The following is a 17,052-nucleotide window of genomic DNA, read 5'->3' on the forward strand; positions in this document are numbered from 1 at the left end:
AGCCTGCATGTTCTCACAATCTGCGGCTGCGCGATGCAGCGCGGCCTGGCTGGAATCGCGTCAGCCGCACACAGCTTGCGGGCCGATGTGCCGAGCCTAGAGCGTGTTATGCCTGGGCCGGACGGGCCGACTCCGGACGGCGAAACACCAGCTGATCGAGGCTGGAGGCCTGGGCATCGAAGGCGTAGCCTTCGCTGGCAAAGGCCTGCAGCTGCTCGGGGTGCTCGGCGCGCTGCTCGATGGCAAATCGCGCCATCAGCCCGCGTGCGCGCTTGGCCAGGAAGCTGATGATCTTGTACTGCCCGCCTTTTTCGTCATAGAAGACACAGTCCACCACCCGCGCCTTCAGGCGCCGGCGATCGACGGCCTTGAAATACTCGCCCGACGCCAGGTTGACAATCAGCGGCGTTTTCTGCTGCTGCAGGCGCTGCGCCAGGTACTCGGCCAGCGGCTCGGCCCAGAACTGATAGAGGTTTTCGGCACTGCCCACGGGAAGGCGCGTGCCCATTTCAAGCCGATAAGGCTGCAGACTATCGAGCGGGCGCAAGGCGCCGTACAGGCCGCTGAGGATCAGCAGGTGCTGCTGCGCCCAGTCCAGATCCTGAGCGCTCAGGCTGGCCGCTTGCAGGCCTTCATAGACGTCGCCATTGAAGGCCAGCACGGCCTGGCGCGAGTTTTGCGGCGTGGATTGCAGCTGCCAGGCCTGGTTGCGCTGCACGTTCAGCTGTGCCAGCTTGTCGCTGATGCCCATGAGCTGGGCCAATTGAGCGGCATTCTTCTGGCGCAGCACCTGCATCAGCTGCTCCGACCGGGGCATGAAGTGCGGCTCGGTGGCGGGCAAGGCCGCATCCACCGGGCTGTCGTAATCCAGCGACTTGGCTGGCGAGAGCAGAAACAGCATGGCAGCGCCTCCTCCGTATCAAAGCTGCTCTGCGTGGCCCTGTACGCCATGTGCAGATGGGTCAAACGGGTATTGCTGCTGGCGCAGATCCCGACGCGTTTCGACCAACACCAGCGGGCCCTGGTCAAGCACCGGCACCGGCGGCCGCTCACGCGGCACGTGTACGGGCCTGGGTGCGGCGGCCATTTCGGCCTGCACGCGCGCGACCTTGTCGGCATCCGAATGCACCCAGTCCAGCCCAGCCGTGGTGACGATGTGCGAGAGCGCCTGTACATCGAGCACAAAGGGCTGCGCCGCAACTGGCGCAGCGGCCTGTGCGGCAGACTGCTGCTCTACAGCAGGCGCGGGGGCAGGCTCTGCCGAAGGCTGTGCAAGCTGCGGCGATTCCGCCTGTGGTGCGGGCAGGGACTCTGGCTGAGGCACTGGCTCGGATACCGCCAAGGGCTGGGCCGACTCCACAGCCAGGGCAGCCACGGGGGCGGCCGGCTCGATAGAAACCGCTGGGGCGGCATCGGCTGCTTCACCTGCTGCAGCCTGCGGCGCAGACTCGGCCTGGGGCGCAGCTTCGTCCTGCGCAGCGCGGTCGAAATAGCTGCGGCGGCGCGGCGCTGGCTCCTGCGGCGCTTGCGAGCCCTGCGGCTCGGCCCAACTTGTTTGAGCCTGCTCGTCCATCTCCTGCGCTTGCGCAGCCTGATCTGCATCGGCCGAGGTGCCGTCACGATCCTGACGGCGGCGATGGCGGCCATAGCGGTCACGCTGGCGGCGTTCGCGGCGCTCTTGACCTTGGCCATCGGCCTCGACGCCTTCGGCCGCGGTATTGCCCTGCGGGGCCGCAGCTTGTGCATCGAAAGTGGTGACATCGGCCAGCGGCAAGCTGGCTGTCATGGCGCCAGCTTCAACGCTCGAGGGGCTGCGCAGCTCCTCATCGCGAGCGCCACCCGGATCGCGTTCGGCGCGCGGCTGGCGGCGGCTGCGCTGGCTGTTTTCGGCATCCAGCGCGGCGCTGGCCTCGGTCGGCGCAGCTTCGCGGCGCTGGCGCTGTGGCTGGCGCGCGGCTTCGGCGCGCTCTTGGCTACGGTCACGGCCGCCACGCTCGCCGCCACGGCGTTCGCTGCGTTCACCGCGCTCCTGGCGTGGGGCTTCGGCAGCGCCAGCGCCTTCCTGACGCCCGTTGCCGCCACGCCCACCTTGGCCATTGCTGCTGCGCTGGTTGCGGCTGCGCTGCTCGCCGCTGCGGCGTTCGTTGCGCTCGCCGCCGCTGCGGCGGCGCTCACCACTGCGTGCAGCACCAGCCTTGCCGCCTTCTTCAGGCTGGGCCTGGGGCTGCACGGCGGGGGTGGCTGGCGCTCCAAAGCCAAACAGCGTTTTCAGGCGCTCCACCCAACCGGCCAGGGTGCTGCTCAGGCTTGCCGCAACCGTCGGCGCGGCTTCCGCCACAGGCTCGGGCTTGGTCGCCGCAGGCGGCGGGGCATCGGGCAGCACGCTCTTGATGAGCGGGGTCTGGCGGTTGGTGGGCTCCTTGGAGCGGCGCGATGTGGCCAGCGGGTCTTCGATTTCCTCGGCCAGCTTGTAGCTGGCTTCGGGGCTGTCCAGGCGGCTGTCATCCACCTTCAGGCGCTCGAGCCGATAGTTGGGCGTTTCCAGCGTTTTATTGGCGACGATTTGCACATTGACGCGCTGCTGGATTTCGATCTTGGTGACCTCGGTGCGCTTTTCGTTGAGCAGGAAGCTGGCGACCTCCACCGGCACCTGGCAGTGCACGGCGGCGGTGTTGTCCTTCATGGATTCTTCCTGGATGACGCGCAGGATTTGCAGCGCCGAGCTTTCGATGTCGCGCACGTGGCCGGTGCCGCCGCAGCGCGGGCAGGGAATGGAGCTGCCTTCGCTCAGGGCGGGCTTGAGGCGCTGACGGCTCATCTCCAGCAGGCCAAACTTGCTGATGGAGCCAAACTGCACACGCGCGCGGTCCTGACGCAGCGCATCGCGCAGGCGGTTTTCGACTTCGCGGCGGTTCTTGCTGTCCTCCATGTCGATGAAATCGATCACCACCAGGCCGCCCAGGTCGCGCAGGCGCATCTGGCGCGCCACTTCGTCGGCGGCTTCCAGGTTGGTGCGGGTGGCCGTTTCCTCGATGTCGCCGCCTTTGATGGCGCGCGCGGAGTTCACGTCGATGGCCACCAGCGCCTCGGTCTGGTCGATGACGATGGCGCCGCCCGAGGGCAGTTGCACGGTGCGCGCGTAGGCCGATTCGATCTGGTGCTCGATCTGGAAGCGCGAGAACAGCGCCGCCGGATCGCGGTAGCGTTTGACGCGCGCGGCGTTCTCGGGCATGACGTAGCCCATGAATTGGCGCGCCTGCTCATAGATGTCGTCGGTGTCGATGAGGATTTCACCGATGTCGTTGTGGAAGTAGTCGCGCATGGCGCGGATTACCAGGCTGGATTCCTGGTAGATCAGCTCGGGCTTGCGCAGGCCGTCGGCGGCCTCCTCGATGGCGCTCCAGACCTTGAGCAGGAAGTTCAAGTCCCATTGCAGTTCTTCGGCGCTGCGGCCAATGCCGGCGGTGCGCGCGATGATGGACATGCCCTTGGGGTATTCGAGCTGGTCCATGGCCTCTTTCAGCTCGCTGCGCTCGCTGCCCTCGATGCGGCGCGACACCCCGCCGCCGCGCGGGTTGTTGGGCATCAGCACCACATAGCGCCCAGCCAGGCTGATGAAGGTGGTCAGCGCCGCGCCTTTGTTGCCGCGCTCTTCCTTCTCAACCTGCACCAGCAGTTCCTGGCCCTCGCGGATGACGTCGTTGATGCGCGCCTGGCTGACGGCCACGCCTTCGGCAAAGTACTGGCGGGAGATTTCCTTGAACGGCAGAAAACCGTGGCGCTCCTCGCCGTAATCGACGAAGCAAGCCTCCAGGCTGGGCTCGATGCGGGTCACCACCGCCTTGTAGATGTTGCCCTTGCGCTGCTCGCGCCCTTCGATCTCGATTTCGTAATCGAGCAATTTCTGCCCGTCGACGATGGCCAGGCGGCGTTCCTCGGCCTGCGTGGCGTTGATGAGCATCCGCTTCATGATGCGTGTTCCTTTGTGTCAAAGCAATCCATGCCCCAGCGGGGCGCCCGATGCCTGTATCCGGGCTTCGCGATGACACAACGGAAACGCCGCCGCGGCGGCCTGTGGCCCCTGTTGCCCCAACGGCCGCGCGTCAATGGCGGCCCAGGGCTGCTGAACGCGCATAGGCGCTTCAGCAGCGCGGCACAGGCAAAGGGGCTTGCATGACAGCGAGGGCGCCGCCGAGCCTGTTTGCAGGCCAGCGCATTGCCAGCAGCGGCTGATGGGTGGCGAGCGCTGTCCAGCCCAAAGGCACCGAGGCCGCTGGCCGCAGCCAGTGCCAAAGCAGGTTTGCCAGGGCCATCAACATGGTGTGCTTGCTCGCTCGAATCCAGCTCGCCAGCAGTGCACGCTGTCACTAGCGTGTGCTATGCCGGCCAGCCGGAGGGATTCCGTATTCAGTGTTCTATCGCGTCGCGCCGAAAAGGGCGGGGCCAGAGTCTGGGTAGATGGTTCTTCGACAACCCCGACCGGCCCCAAGGGCATCGACCAGCCTGAGCCACAAGGGCAGATACAACCGTTTTCGCGTCAAAAAATCACCAAGGCAATACAAGCTCTTGGCTCCGCTCGGGCTCAGGTGGGCGCATTATAGGGGCACGGGCATGGTGCAACAGGACCGCAAGATTGAACAATTTTTTGTACAATTGCGACTCTTTCACGTGCAGGAGGCAAAAGCCATGCAAGCCATCACCTATTCCGAAGCCCGCAACAACCTGGCCAAGCACCTGGACCGGGTGGTCAACGACTGCGATTTCACCGTCATCACGCGCCAGAAGGGCGAGGCCGCCGTGCTGATGAGCCTGCGCGAGTTCGAATCGTGGAAGGAAACCCTGTTCCTGCTGCGCGGCAAGAACGGCCCCCGGCTGCTGAAGGCGGTGGACGACATTCGCAAGCGCCGCAACATCATCCAGCGCGAGCTGATCGACGAATGATCTCCTTTCACCCACAGGCCTGGGACGACTACCTCTGGTGGCAGCAGCACGACCGCCAGGTGCTGCGCAAGCTCAACCGGCTCATCCGCGACATCCAGCGCGACCCATTCGATGGCATCGGCAAGCCCGAGGCCCTGAAAAACGAGCTCTCGGGCTTCTGGTCGCGCCGCATCACGGACGAGCACCGCGTGGTCTACCGCATGGAAGGCCAGGAGCTGGTGATTGCACAGTGCCGAGGCCACTATGACGACTGAAGCCCCTGCCGTGCGCCAGCTGGCCGTGGACGAGGAAAGCGCCGGCCAGCGGCTGGACAACTTCCTCTTTCGCACCGTCAAGGGCGTGCCCAAGACGCACATCTACCGACTGATCCGCAGCGGCCAGGTGCGCATCAACAAGGGCCGCGCCCAAGCCGAAACCCGCCTGAACGCCGGCGATGTGGTGCGCATCCCGCCCGTGCGCAGCGCCCAGAGCGCAGGCGCGGGGGGCGCTGCGCCCGGCACCCCGGCGCCCGCGCGAGAGTTCGCCATATTGCACGAGGACGACTGGCTGCTGGCCATCGACAAGCCCGCTGGCGTGGCCGTGCATGGCGGCAGCGGCGTGAGCTTTGGCGTCATCGAGCAGCTGCGCGCCGCCAGGCCGCAAGCGCGCTACCTGGAGCTGGTGCACCGGCTGGACCGCGAAACCAGCGGCATTTTGCTGATCGCCAAGCGGCGCAGCTCCCTGACACACCTGCAGGACCAATTCCGCGCCCGCAGCACCGGCAAAACCTACCTGGCCCTGGTCAAGGGGCACTGGCCCGAGCGTCTGAAAGTGGTGGATACGCCGCTGCACAAATACCTGCTGCCCGACGGCGAGCGCCGCGTGCGCCCCACCAGCGCCGACGACCCCGATGGCCAGCGCGCGCTGTCGCTGGTGCGCGTGCGCCAGCGCCACGAGGCCGTGCCGCAAGCAGGCCTGCCAGCCACCAGCTTGCTGGAAGTGACGATCAAGACCGGCCGCACCCACCAGATCCGCGTACACACCGCCAGCAGCGGCCACCCCATTGCTGGCGACGACAAGTACGGCGACTTCGACTGGAACCGCCGCCTGGCCAAACAAGGGCTGGCGCGCATGTACCTGCATGCCTGGCGACTGCGTTTCACGCACCCGCACAGCGGCGCACCAATCGCACTCGAAAGCCCCCCAGGCGCAGACCTGCGGCTGCCGGCTGCGTTGACGCCGTAAGCGATGTCCCTTGGCCTGAGAACCTGTTCAAAATCTCTGCGCGGTGTGCAACCAAGCGGATTTGGGCGGTCTGCCGCGTTGCAAAGCCTCGCCATAGCCCCAGCTATGACTGCGTGACATGCGCAAGGTGGCACCTTGCAGCCCATCCCAAACCGCTTCTTGCCCACTCGCACTGAGATTTTGAATAGGTTCTGAGCCACCCATGCACAGGCCCCAACTGCAGGGCAAGCGCAAATTTGTCACAATCGCGGGCTTTGCAGCGCATCTCAAACAACAAAACCAACAGGACATTCACCCATGAGCGACGTTCAGCAACGCATCGACCAACTGGTCAAGTCCCACCCGGTAGTGCTCTTCATGAAAGGCACGGCCAGCTTCCCCATGTGCGGCTTCTCCGGCCGCGCCACGCAAATCCTCAAGGCCTGCGGCGTGGATTTGAAGTCGCTGATGGCCGTCAACGTGCTCGACGACCCGGAAATCCGCCAGGGCATCAAGGACTACAGCCAGTGGCCCACTATCCCGCAGCTCTACGTCAAGGGCGAATTCATTGGCGGCTCTGACATCATGATGGAGATGTACGAGTCGGGCGAACTGCAAAAGCTGCTGGCCTGAAGCCAGAGGCCCGCCCAGGCCGGCATGGCCCTACCGCAGCCAGAGGCCGGGCTGCGGTTCGTGCGAAAATCGCCGCCTTTGCCCCAGCGCCAAGCGCTCAGAGGCCGCATGCGCCACGCCGCACACGCAGCCTGCTCCATTGCCTGATGCCAAGCCACGCCACCACCACCGCCTCACCCCCTGCCGCTGACACCCGGGTTCGCCTGGCGCTGTTCGACCTGGACCACACCCTGCTGCCGCTGGACTCCGACTATGAGTGGGGCCAGTTCAGCGTGCGCCAAGGGCTGGTCGAGGGTCAGGCATTTGCGCAGCGCAATGCCGAGTTTTTCGAGCAATACCGCGCCGGCACTCTGGATCTGGCGCAGTACATCCGCTTTGCCACCGAGGCCATCTGCCGCCTGGGCCCCGATGCCAGCCTGGCCGCGCGCCAGCGCTTCATGACCGAGGTCATCGCCCCGGCCATCCTGCCGCCGGCGCAGGCGCTGCTGCAGCGCCATCGCGATGCCGGCGACGAGGTGCTGATCGTCACCGCCACCAACATTTTCGTCACCGAACCCATTGCACAGGCCCTGGGCGTGCCCCGTTCACACCTGCTGGCCGTGGAGCTCGAGCGCGATGCGCACAGCGGCTGGTACAACGGCCAAATTGCCGGCGTGCCCAGCATGCGCGAGGGCAAGGTCACGCGCGTGGCGCAGTGGTTGCAGCAGCGCGGCTGGGCCTGGTCGCAGGTGCACACCACTTTCTACAGCGACTCGCGCAACGATCTGCCCCTGCTCGAGCAGGTGGACGTGCCCGTGGCCGTCAACCCCGACCCCATGCTGCGCCAGCACGCGCAGCAGCGCGGCTGGGCCATCATGGATCTATTCGCCCCCGCATGAGCTGCGCCCCCGCCAGCACCCTGCCCTCATGATCAAGCAATTCATCGAAAAGCTGCTGGCCAAGCGCCCGCGCCAGCGCCCGGCTGCCCAGGCCGGCCAAGCCCCCGAGGCCAGTGCACGCAGCGGCCGCGCCAATGCCGCCGGTACCGCCAGCGCCCAGCGCAAGATTTTCGGCAAACGCCATGAAGTGCCCGCCAGCGAACACGGCATCGATCCCTCCCTGGTGGACCGGCGCGCGCTGGAAGTGGTCGATACGCTTCAAAGCAAGGGCTTTGAGGCCTACATCGTCGGCGGCGCAGTGCGCGACCTGCTGCTGGGCCTGCGCCCCAAGGATTTCGACGTGGCCACCAACGCCACGCCCGAGCAGGTCAAAAGCCTGTTTCGCCGCGCCTTCATCATCGGGCGGCGCTTTCGCATCGTGCACGTGGTGTTCGGCCGGGGGCGCGAGCACGAGGTGATCGAAGTCACCACCTTCCGCGCCTATCTGGACAACCAGGCCGCCGACCGCATCAGCGGCAATGAAAAAACCAGCCGCCAGGCGCTGGCGGGAGTGCAACATGCCGTCGATGCCAGCGGCCGCGTGCTGCGCGACAACGTCTGGGGCAGCCAGCAGGAAGATGCGGCGCGGCGCGACTTCAGCATCAACGCCATGTACTACGACCCGCGCTCGCAGATCGTGGTTGATTACCACCATGGCATCGACGATGCACGCAGGCGCACCATCCGCATGATCGGCGACCCCGAGGCGCGCTACCGCGAAGACCCGGTGCGCATGATCCGGGCCATCCGCTTTGCCGCCAAGCTCGACGCGCTGGGCTTCACCCTGGGCAGCAAAACCGCCCAGCCCATCGCCGCTTTGCGCCCGTTGCTGCAGGACATCCCGCCCAGCCGCCTGTTTGACGAAATGCTCAAGCTGCTGCAAACCGGCCATGCCATGGCCTCCGTGGCGCAACTGCGCGCGCTGGGGCTGGCCAAGGGCATTTACCCGCTGCTGGATTTGATCGTCGAGCGCGCCGACTGGCCGTTGGTCGAGCTGGCGCTGCGCGACACCGATCGGCGCGTCGAAGAAGGCAAGCCGGTTGCGCCCAGCTTCCTGCTGGCCTGCGTGCTGTGGGACGACGTGCAGCAGGCCTGGGAACGCGAGCAGCAGCGCGGCCAGCACCCCAGCCCGGCGCTGTCGCACGCCATCAGCGAAGTGTTCGAGCGCCGCGTCGGAGATGTCTCCGGGCGCGGCAAGCTCGGCGCCGACATCCGCGAAATCTGGACCATGCAACCGCGCTTTGAGCGCCGCAGCGGCAAAGGCCCCTACAGCCTGGTGCAACAGCCGCGCTTTCGCGCCGGGCTGGACTTTCTTCGCCTGCGCGGCCGTGCAGGCGAAGCCGCACAAGACTGGGCCCCGTGGTGGGAGGAATTCAGCCTGGCCGACGATGCCACCCGCGCCGACATGCTCGAGCAAGAGCGCCAGCGCAACCAACAGACCAAACAGGCTGGTGAGAGCGGCCGCAAGACCAAGAAACCACGCCAGCGCAGCGCAGCGCAGCAAAACGACGCCGCCGCCTTGGCCCTGATCGAGAACACCCTTCCTGAAGACGCAGAGCGGCAAGAACATGCGGAGCCGGCCCAGCCCGCATCCAGCAGCGCCAAGCGTCGCCGCCGGCGCAGGAAATCCTCTGGCAGTGCAGCGGCCGCCCCAGCCGATGCCTCCGGCTCAGGCGCGACCAAGACGCCCTCCTGCGACGCAGGCCATGGCTGAGCAACCCACCAGCCGCGCCTGGGTCGGACTGGGTGCCAACTTGGGCGAGCCGCTGGCCACCCTGCACGCGGCGCGCGACGCACTGGCGCAGCTGCCCGGCACCCGGCTGGAAGCCGTCTCGCCGCTGTACCGATCCAGCCCAGTCGATGCCGACGGCCCTGACTACCTCAATGCCGTGGCCCGCCTGGCCACCGGGCTGGCGCCGCTGGCGTTGCTGCACGCCCTGCAGAGCATCGAACAGGCCGCCGGTCGCCAACGCCCTTACCGCAACGCCCCGCGCACCCTGGACCTGGATCTGCTGCGCTACCACGATTGGGCTGGCGTGCCCATGCAGATGGATGGCCCGCAACTGAGCCTGCCGCACCCGCGCATGTATCAGCGCGCCTTCGTGCTGTTGCCGCTGGCCGACATCGACCCTGTCTTGGCTGGAGAAGCCGCCACCCGCGCGCAACTGGCGCAGCAGCAACCACTGCAGCGCCTGCCTGCGGCTCAGCAATGGGCGCCCTGGCAGCGGCCATGAGCGCCTCTCGCAAAGGCGCTGCACGGGCGCGCCCGCGCAATGCCACACAATGCCAGCGATATACTTGCGGCCTTTTGGCCTTCTCGCACGCACATGGTTGAATCCTTTACCTACGAGCAATTGATCGCCTCTGGCGAAGGGCGCCTGTTTGGCCCCAACAGCGGCAAGCTGCCGTTGCCGCCCATGCTGATGTTCGACCGCATCACCCACATCGACGACGAAGGCGGCGCCCATGGCCTGGGCCGCATCGTGGCCGAGCTGGACGTCAAGCCCGAGCTCTGGTTCTTCGCCTGCCACTTCAAGGACGATCCTGTCATGCCCGGCTGCCTGGGCCTGGATGCCATGTGGCAACTCATCGGCTTCTACCTCACCTGGCTGCGCCTGCCCGGCAAAGGCCGCGCCCTGGGCGCTGGCGAAGTCAAATTCACCGGCGAGGTCAAGCCCGACGTGAAGCTGGTGACCTACGAAATCGACATCAAGCGCGTCATCCGCCGCAAGCTCAACATGGCCATCGGCGACGCCCGCCTGCTGGCCGACGGCCAGGAGATCTACACCGCCAATGATCTGCGCGTAGGCTTGTTCGAGGCCGAAGCCAAGGCCTGAAAACCGCTCCCCAAGCCTTTTGCGCAGCGGCCCGGGCGGTCTACAGCACCGCGCCGATCAGCCCGATCACCAGCCAGAGCAGCACCCACAGCACCAGCGTGCGCCACATCAGCGAGGCCAGCCTGTGCAGCAGGCCGGCCACCAGTTCGTCGCTGCCCTGCTCTGCCCCATCCAGAATGCGCGAGGGCGTGCGCCCTTGCCAATGCGGCCACGCCAGAATCCATTGCACGCTACGCCCTGGCAGGCCCAGCGCTGCGCTGCCTGCCGCCAGCACCAACGCATCGCCATCGCCTGGGCGGCGCGCCGTGCAGGCGCGCCAGGCGCTGATGGCTTCGTCGTAGCGCCCCACGGCAGCGAACATACCGGCCGTGATGCGCGCTGGCAGCCAATTGACCCATTGCCAGCCCTGCCGCGCCACGCGCGCCAGGGCCATGCTGGCGCCGTGCGGGTCATCGTGCCGCCCTGCTGCGCGCCACCACAGGCCATGCGCAGCCTGCGCCAGGCAAAACAATACGGCCCCCATCGGCCCCAGCCCGAGAAAGGCCAACAGCAAATAGGCGGCAAACACCCCAAACACGTAGTGATGCATGTGCTGCACGGAATAGGTCACGCTGGCAGCCAGCAGCGCGGCCGGGCCATCGTCCTGTGCAGGCACCGTGTCGGGCTGCGCATGCTCTCTCAGCCCATCGCCCTGTGCATGGCCTTGGGCCCAGCCGCCCTCCAGCGCCTGGCGCCAGCGCTCCAGGGCCTGGGCGGCGGCCTGGCGGTCGCCGGTGTTGATGGCGTTGCGCACCTGCGTGAAATATGGCCCAAAAGCGCGAAAGCGCAGCACGGCATAGAGCACAAACACCGACCAGAGAAAGGCCGCAAAGCGCCCCAGGCCCGCCTGCAGCAACGCGAAGATCAGCCAGACGATCACAGCCGGCAGGCATACGGCCAAAGCCCACAACACCCAGGCCTGGCCGGGTGTGCCCGCATCCAGCGCGTACTGCAAGCGCCAGCGCAGCGCTTGCAATGCCCCGTGCCAACGCTGGCGGGCATGCAACGGGCGCAGCTGCTCAAGCAGCAGTGCAACGAACAAGGCCAGCACGCTCATGCTGCTACCCGATCGTCGGCCAAGGCAATCAGAGCAGACCGCGCGCAGACCAGGGCCGAAGGCCTGCCGGTACGGCCTGGCCATGCGCTTTGGCGCTCAGCGCGAGGACTGCGGCTCACAGCGCTTGCGCCAAGCGGCGCACCCCTTCAACGATGCGGTCATCGGGCACCGTGGCATAGCTCATGCGGAATGCAGCTGGATCGGGGTCTGTGGCGTAGAACGGTGCGCCGGGCACCACGGCCACGCCCTGCTCGATGCCACGCTGCACGAACGGCGCCGCCTGCGCGCCCGGCGCTGTCAGCCGGGCCCAGATGAACATGCCGCCTTGCGGCGGGGTGTAATGCAGCGCATCGCCCAACTGTTCTTGCAGGCATTGCATCATCAGCGCAGCGCGGCCGGCATAGACGCGCTGCACGTTCTGCAGCGCCGGCTGCAGGCGGCCGCTGGCCAGATATTCGCTGGCCGTGACCTGCGCCAGCATGCTGCTGTTGGCGTCGCTGAACTGCTTGCACATCACGGCCTGGGCCAGCAGCGCCGGCGGCGCCACCAGCCAGCCCAGACGCAGCCCAGGCGAAAGCACTTTGGAGAAGCTGCCGCAATAGGCCAGCCAATCGCGGCTGCCGGGCACCTGCTCGCTCAACGCCAGCAAGGTCGGCGGCGGCGGGGCATCGAAGTACAGCTCGCCGTAGGGGTTGTCCTCGACCACCAGCACCTGGTGGCGCGCAGCCAGCTCCAGAATGCGCTTGCGCCGCTCCAGGCCCAGCAGCGCGCCGCTGGGGTTGCCGAAGGTGGGGATCAGGTACACCAGTCGCGGCCGGTGCTGCACGATGGCCTGCTCCAGCCGATCGACCTGCACGCCCTGCTGGTCGATGGGCACCGACACCACCTGCGCGCCATACAGCCTGAAGCACTGGATGGTGGCCAGAAAGGTCGGCCCTTCCACCAGCACCGTATCGCCCGGGGAAATCATGGTCTTGCCCAACAGATCCAGCGCCTGCTGGCTGCCGGTGGTGACGATCAGCTCCTGGGCCTGCACCTGCGCGCCCTGCCCTTGCAGCTGGGCGGCGATCTGCTCGCGCAGCGGCTGATGGCCCTCGGTCGGGCCGTACTGCAGGGCCAGCGCGGCATGCTCGCGCAAGGCGCGCTGGGCAGCCAGCTCCATGCCTTGGGCATCGAACAGCGCCGCATCGGGAAAGCCGCCGGCAAAGCTGATGATGCCGGGGCGACCCAGCAGTTTAAAGATTTCACGGATGGCCGATGTCTCGACCTGACTCAGGCGCTGGGCAAATTCCATGGGGCTTCGATCTCAATGAACAGCAAGGGCGCGCCTCTGCCGAGCGCGTTTTGGGTGGCGCACATGCGGCATGGGCGGAGCCAGACGCGGCATCATAGCGGCTGCCTTGCCATTCTTTTTCTCTCTGACTCTCGCGCCTGATCGCACCGGGCGCTTGAGCAGGCGCTTGAACACCATGACCTTGCCTCCCACTGCCCACCACAGGCCCGAACGCGGCGCCGACGCGGCCGACCTGCAGGCCCTGCGCCAGGCCCTACAGGCGCGCGGCCAGCGCCATGCCCAGCTGCTGCAAACCCACATCTCCTGGCTGCTGCTGGGTCATGAGCAGGCCTGGAAGATCAAAAAGCCAGTGCGCCTGCCCTTTGCCGACTTCAGCACGCTGGCGCAGCGCCGCCATTTCTGCGAGGAGGAGTTGCGCCTGAACCAGCGCCTGGCGCCGCAGCTGTACCTGGACGTGCAGCCGCTGTGGCGCAATGCCCAGGGCCTGCTGGACTTCGATCCCCCTGCGCCCGACCAGCCCGCAGCCGAGTGGGCCGTGCGCATGCGGCGCTTTGCCGATGACGCCCTGCTGCGCCCCCGCTTCGAAGCCGGCGCAGCGCCCCCGCCCGCTGCGCTGCACCAGCTGGGCCAGCGGCTGGCGCGCTTTCATGCCCAAGGGGCTGGCGCGGCAGTGCCGCAGGCCGAGTACGGCAGCGCCGAGCGCATCGAGGCCGATGTGCGCGCCCTGTTCACGCCACTGCAGCGCAGCGCCTTTGCCGAGCTGGTGCCGCAGTGGCAAGCCTGGCTGGAGCGGCAGTGCGCGGCGCTGCGCCCCATCTGGCAGGCCAGGCGCACCGGCGGCTTCGTGCGCGAGGGCCATGGCGATCTGCACCTGGGCAACCTGGCGCTGCTGGGCGATGCCATCGTGCCCTTTGACTGCATCGAGTTCCAGCCCGCGATGCGCTGGATCGACGTGGCCAACGACATGGCCTTTCTCAGCATGGATTTGCACGCCCACGGCCGCAGCGACCTGGCAGCCCATGCGATGGATGGATGGCTGCAGCACAGCGGCGACTTCGCCGCGCTGCAAACCTGGCGCTTTTACGAGGTCTACCGCGCGCTGGTGCGCGCCATGGTGGCGCAAATCTCCCCGCCGGCGGCCGGGCCGACCGGGGCCGATGCGCCACCGGCCGGGCAGCAGTACGCGCACTGCGCCCAGCAGTGGTGTCAGGCCACGCCCGCGCCGGCGCTGTTCATCACCTGCGGCGCCTCGGGCTCGGGCAAGTCCACCGTGGCCGCGGCCTGCATGGAGCAGCTGGGCGCCATCCGCATCCGCTCGGACGTGGAGCGCAAGCGCCTGTTCGGCCTGGATGCCCTGGCCAACTCGCATGCCCAGGGCCTGAACATTTACACGCCCGAGGCCACGCAGCGCACCTTTGCCCGCCTGGGCGAGCTGGCCGAGCTGGCGCTGCAGGCGGGCTGGCCGGTGGTGGTCGATGCGGCCTTTTTGCGGCGCGAGCAGCGCGATGCCTTGCGCGCGCTGGCCCAGCGCCTGCGGCTGCCATTTGCCATCCTCGCCTGCGAGGCCCCGGCCCAGACGCTGCGCCAGCGCATCGCCCAGCGCCGCAGCGCCGCGCAGGATCCTTCCGAAGCCACGCCCGAGCTGGTGGCCCAGCAGCTGCAGGGGCAGCAGCCATGGGGCGAGGAGGAGCTGCCCTTCGTGCGCCGCATCGACACCAGCGCGCCGCATTGGCGCGCGGCACTGGCCGCGCAACTGCAAACGCCGCGCTGAAGCCGGCAAGGCCGCAAAAAAACAGCCCATGGCCTGTGCTGCGCCATGGGCTGTTTTTTTGCCGTGCGCCTCCGGTATCAGCGATCAGAACTGATAGCGCAGGTTCACGCCAACGTAGCGGCCAGCCTCGGTGTAGCTGGAGAAGTCAGGCTTGGTGATGCCGCGCGCGCGATTCCACAGTGCGTAACGCTTGTCGCCGATGTTGTAGATGCCACCGCTGAGGGTGAGGCTGGCCGTGGGCTTGTAGTAAGCGGTCAGGTCCACAACACCGTAGCCGGGCAGCGAGGCGTAGCGGCTGCTGGGCAGATCGGCCTTTTTCTTCGCTGCCGACCATTTCACGCGCAACTGCCCGCCCCAGCGATCGCCGGGTTCGGCATAGCGCAGCCCCACGTGACCATGCAACGGGTTGACGCGCAGCAGCGGCTTGCCGTCGTCTTGCTTGCCCTTGGAATAGGCCAGCGCGCCATCCAGGTGCAGGCCATGGGCCGCGCCCATCGCGCCCAGGTTCAGGCTGCCTTCCCACTCGAAGCCATGGACTTTGGTGCGCCCCGGCTCGTTGAAGACGGTGCAGACGGCATCGTGGCCATAGTCGCCGCAATCGACCTCGATCATGTTGCTATAGGCGTTGTGGAACACCGTGGCCTTTTGCCGCCCAAGCGCGCCAAAGCTGCTCCAGGCCAACTCCACGCCCGTAGCTGTTTCCGGCTTCAGATTGGGGTTGGGGCGCGAGGGCCAGTGGCCATAGCTTTGGCCATTGCTCTCGCCGTAGCCCGGCAGGCGGGTGCTGCGGTTGAAGCTGGCCGACAGCAGGTGGTTGTCATTGAGCTTCCAGTCCAACAGCAGGCCGCCACCCACAGCGGTCTTGCTGTACTTGCGCGTGCCCTCCACAGGCGTGACCCCGGCATCGAGCGATGGGTCGATGCGGATGTGCGAAACCTTGGCCGAGGGCGTCAGGTTCACGCCGCTGTCGCCCAGGCCCAGGCGGTTGGCGGCGTGCACGCTGGCCTGCCACTGCTGGTTGCGCGGAAAGTACGTAGGGTTGCTGATGCGGCTGCCCACTGTGCGCACCAGATCCAGCTCGGCCTCGCTGCGCTGCAGCTTGAAGCCATAGCTCCAGTCCTGGCGCAAGCTGGCGCCTGCGGGCGCGATGGCCTTGTCGAAATCGGCCTTGAAGGTGTAAGAGCTGGTCTTGAAATAGTTCTTGTCCGTGGTCAGCGTGCGCGCGCCGGTCGTGCCGGTGCGGTCGGTGATGCCCAGGTTCTGGCCGCGCGTTCTTTGCATGGACAGCTGCCAGCTCATGCCATCGAACAGCGCGTTGGCGGCGCTCAGGTCATGGCTGAGCGACAGGGCGCTGCGGGTGTTTTTGCGCTCTTCCGTGGCGCTGTGCGTGGTGGTGCTGCCGCGGCTGGAGGTGCTGGTGCCCAGCGCATTGCGCCGGTCGATGTCGCTGTGGGCGCCGTAGTACTGGGCATTGAGCGTGAGCTTGTGGTCGCGATTGGGTTGCAACACCCATTTGCCATTGAGTGAGTTGCTGCGCCCATCCACCGGCAGGCTCTTGGTGCGCTGGGGGCCGTCGATGTCCAGCCCGCCCTTGTTGTCCAGCTCCTGGTACGAACGACGCGTATAGCTCAGCGAGGCGCTCTGGCGCTCGTCGATCAACGCCGCCAGGCTGAAGCCGGCGGCAATGTCGCGGGTGTCGCCGCTGTAGCCGGCGCGCACATCGCCGCCCAGGCGCTGGCCAGGGGGCAGGTAATCGGCCGGATCCTTGGTGCGGAACTGCACGCTGCCGGCCAGGCCATTGGCCCCCGGGCCCTTGTGCACGTTGACCTGCTTGAGGTCTGCCGGATCAAAGAGCTGGCGGCCATAGTGCATGCTGTGGCCGAAGGAAAAGCTCTGCGTGATGTCCATGCCGTCGAGCTCCACGGTCACGCGGTCGCTGCCCACGCCCAGGCCATCGCCAATGCCGCCCATGCCGCGGATCTCAATGTCGCCCAGCACGCCGGTCATGGTGGAAAAATCCACACCGGGCGTGTTGTCGAACACGCCACGGATGTTTCTGGGCGGCTCTTTCTCAAGCTGCTCCTGGCCGATCACCGTGGTCTGCGGCTGCGGCTGGGCGCTGACGGTCACGGTCGGCAACTGATCGGCCTGCGCCGCCGCGACCGCGCCCCCCGTTTGTGCGAAAGCGCAGCCGCAGCAGATGTGCGCGGCCAACAAGGCAAGTGGCTTGCGGGCAAATGGCATGAAAAACTCCTCTGGGATACAACAACAGGCCCAGCCAGCGCAACGCAGCGCGACTGGGCCTTGACGAAACATGCATCGAGGGGTTTTGTGCATCCACACCCGCCACCAGGCGGGCT

14 protein-coding genes are annotated in these 17,052 nt (G+C 67.0%); 9 read left to right on the forward strand and 5 right to left on the reverse strand.

Features of this window, described 5'->3' with window-relative positions; genetic code table 11:
* Nucleotides 1-106 precede the first annotated feature (106 nt).
* A complete protein-coding gene (gene yaaA, locus CLI93_RS03410; RefSeq protein WP_095542871.1) occupies nt 107-901 on the reverse strand; it encodes a peroxide stress protein YaaA in 795 nt (264 codons plus the stop codon).
* Between the two features lie 18 nt (nt 902-919).
* Nucleotides 920-3,970: an Rne/Rng family ribonuclease gene (locus CLI93_RS03415; RefSeq protein ID WP_095542870.1), complete on the reverse strand. Its 3,051-nt coding sequence runs from the start codon at nt 3,968-3,970 to the stop codon at nt 920-922.
* 716 nt (nt 3,971-4,686) lie between these two features.
* Between CLI93_RS03415 and CLI93_RS03420 the strand changes: the two genes are divergently transcribed.
* From CLI93_RS03420 to fabA, 8 genes are all read left to right on the forward strand, one after another.
* The gene (locus CLI93_RS03420) at nt 4,687-4,941 is read left to right on the forward strand and encodes a type II toxin-antitoxin system Phd/YefM family antitoxin (RefSeq protein ID WP_095542900.1); all 255 of its coding nucleotides are present in this window, start codon (nt 4,687-4,689) and stop codon (nt 4,939-4,941) included.
* A complete protein-coding gene (locus tag CLI93_RS03425; protein WP_095542869.1) occupies nt 4,938-5,195 on the forward strand; it encodes a Txe/YoeB family addiction module toxin in 258 nt (85 codons plus the stop codon). The genes CLI93_RS03420 and CLI93_RS03425 overlap by 4 nt, the downstream gene beginning before the upstream one ends.
* Nucleotides 5,185-6,165 (forward strand): RluA family pseudouridine synthase, encoded by a 981-nt coding sequence (locus CLI93_RS03430; RefSeq protein WP_095542868.1) that lies wholly within the window; start codon nt 5,185-5,187, stop codon nt 6,163-6,165. The genes CLI93_RS03425 and CLI93_RS03430 overlap by 11 nt, the downstream gene beginning before the upstream one ends.
* Nucleotides 6,166-6,462: 297 nt before the next feature.
* Nucleotides 6,463-6,777, forward strand: a complete 315-nt coding sequence (grxD, locus tag CLI93_RS03435; protein WP_095542867.1) for a Grx4 family monothiol glutaredoxin — start codon at nt 6,463-6,465, stop codon at nt 6,775-6,777.
* Between the two features lie 146 nt (nt 6,778-6,923).
* Nucleotides 6,924-7,655 carry a histidinol-phosphatase gene (locus CLI93_RS03440; RefSeq protein WP_095542866.1) on the forward strand — a complete coding sequence of 244 codons (732 nt, stop codon included), beginning with the start codon at nt 6,924-6,926 and terminating at the stop codon, nt 7,653-7,655.
* A gap of 28 nt (nt 7,656-7,683) precedes the next feature.
* The gene (pcnB, locus tag CLI93_RS03445; protein ID WP_095995656.1) at nt 7,684-9,408 is read left to right on the forward strand and encodes a polynucleotide adenylyltransferase PcnB; all 1,725 of its coding nucleotides are present in this window, start codon (nt 7,684-7,686) and stop codon (nt 9,406-9,408) included.
* The gene (gene folK / locus CLI93_RS03450) at nt 9,401-9,928 is read left to right on the forward strand and encodes a 2-amino-4-hydroxy-6-hydroxymethyldihydropteridine diphosphokinase (RefSeq protein ID WP_095542864.1); all 528 of its coding nucleotides are present in this window, start codon (nt 9,401-9,403) and stop codon (nt 9,926-9,928) included. The genes pcnB and folK overlap by 8 nt, the downstream gene beginning before the upstream one ends.
* 93 nt (nt 9,929-10,021) lie before the next feature.
* Entirely contained in the window at nt 10,022-10,531 is a 510-nt protein-coding gene (fabA, locus tag CLI93_RS03455; RefSeq protein WP_095542863.1) for a bifunctional 3-hydroxydecanoyl-ACP dehydratase/trans-2-decenoyl-ACP isomerase, read from the forward strand.
* A 40-nt stretch (nt 10,532-10,571) separates the two neighbouring features.
* Here the strand turns inward: fabA and CLI93_RS03460 are convergent, their stop codons facing one another.
* Both CLI93_RS03460 and CLI93_RS03465 read right to left on the reverse strand, forming a co-directional pair.
* Nucleotides 10,572-11,627: a CobD/CbiB family protein gene (locus tag CLI93_RS03460; protein WP_095542862.1), complete on the reverse strand. Its 1,056-nt coding sequence runs from the start codon at nt 11,625-11,627 to the stop codon at nt 10,572-10,574.
* A 115-nt stretch (nt 11,628-11,742) separates the two neighbouring features.
* Nucleotides 11,743-12,921 carry an aminotransferase-like domain-containing protein gene (locus CLI93_RS03465; RefSeq protein ID WP_095542861.1) on the reverse strand — a complete coding sequence of 393 codons (1,179 nt, stop codon included), beginning with the start codon at nt 12,919-12,921 and terminating at the stop codon, nt 11,743-11,745.
* Between the two features lie 175 nt (nt 12,922-13,096).
* Between CLI93_RS03465 and CLI93_RS03470 the strand changes: the two genes are divergently transcribed.
* Nucleotides 13,097-14,692 (forward strand): bifunctional aminoglycoside phosphotransferase/ATP-binding protein, encoded by a 1,596-nt coding sequence (locus CLI93_RS03470; protein ID WP_172424307.1) that lies wholly within the window; start codon nt 13,097-13,099, stop codon nt 14,690-14,692.
* An 84-nt stretch (nt 14,693-14,776) separates the two neighbouring features.
* Here CLI93_RS03470 and CLI93_RS03475 read toward each other — a convergent pair whose 3' ends face one another.
* Nucleotides 14,777-16,936, reverse strand: a complete 2,160-nt coding sequence (locus CLI93_RS03475) for a TonB-dependent receptor domain-containing protein (protein WP_172425516.1) — start codon at nt 16,934-16,936, stop codon at nt 14,777-14,779.
* Between the last annotated feature and the right edge of the window lie 116 nt (nt 16,937-17,052).

Origin of the sequence: Vandammella animalimorsus (assembly GCF_002288875.1) — a bacterium.
In the GTDB taxonomy this organism is placed as follows: domain Bacteria; phylum Pseudomonadota; class Gammaproteobacteria; order Burkholderiales; family Burkholderiaceae_C; genus Lampropedia; species Lampropedia animalimorsus.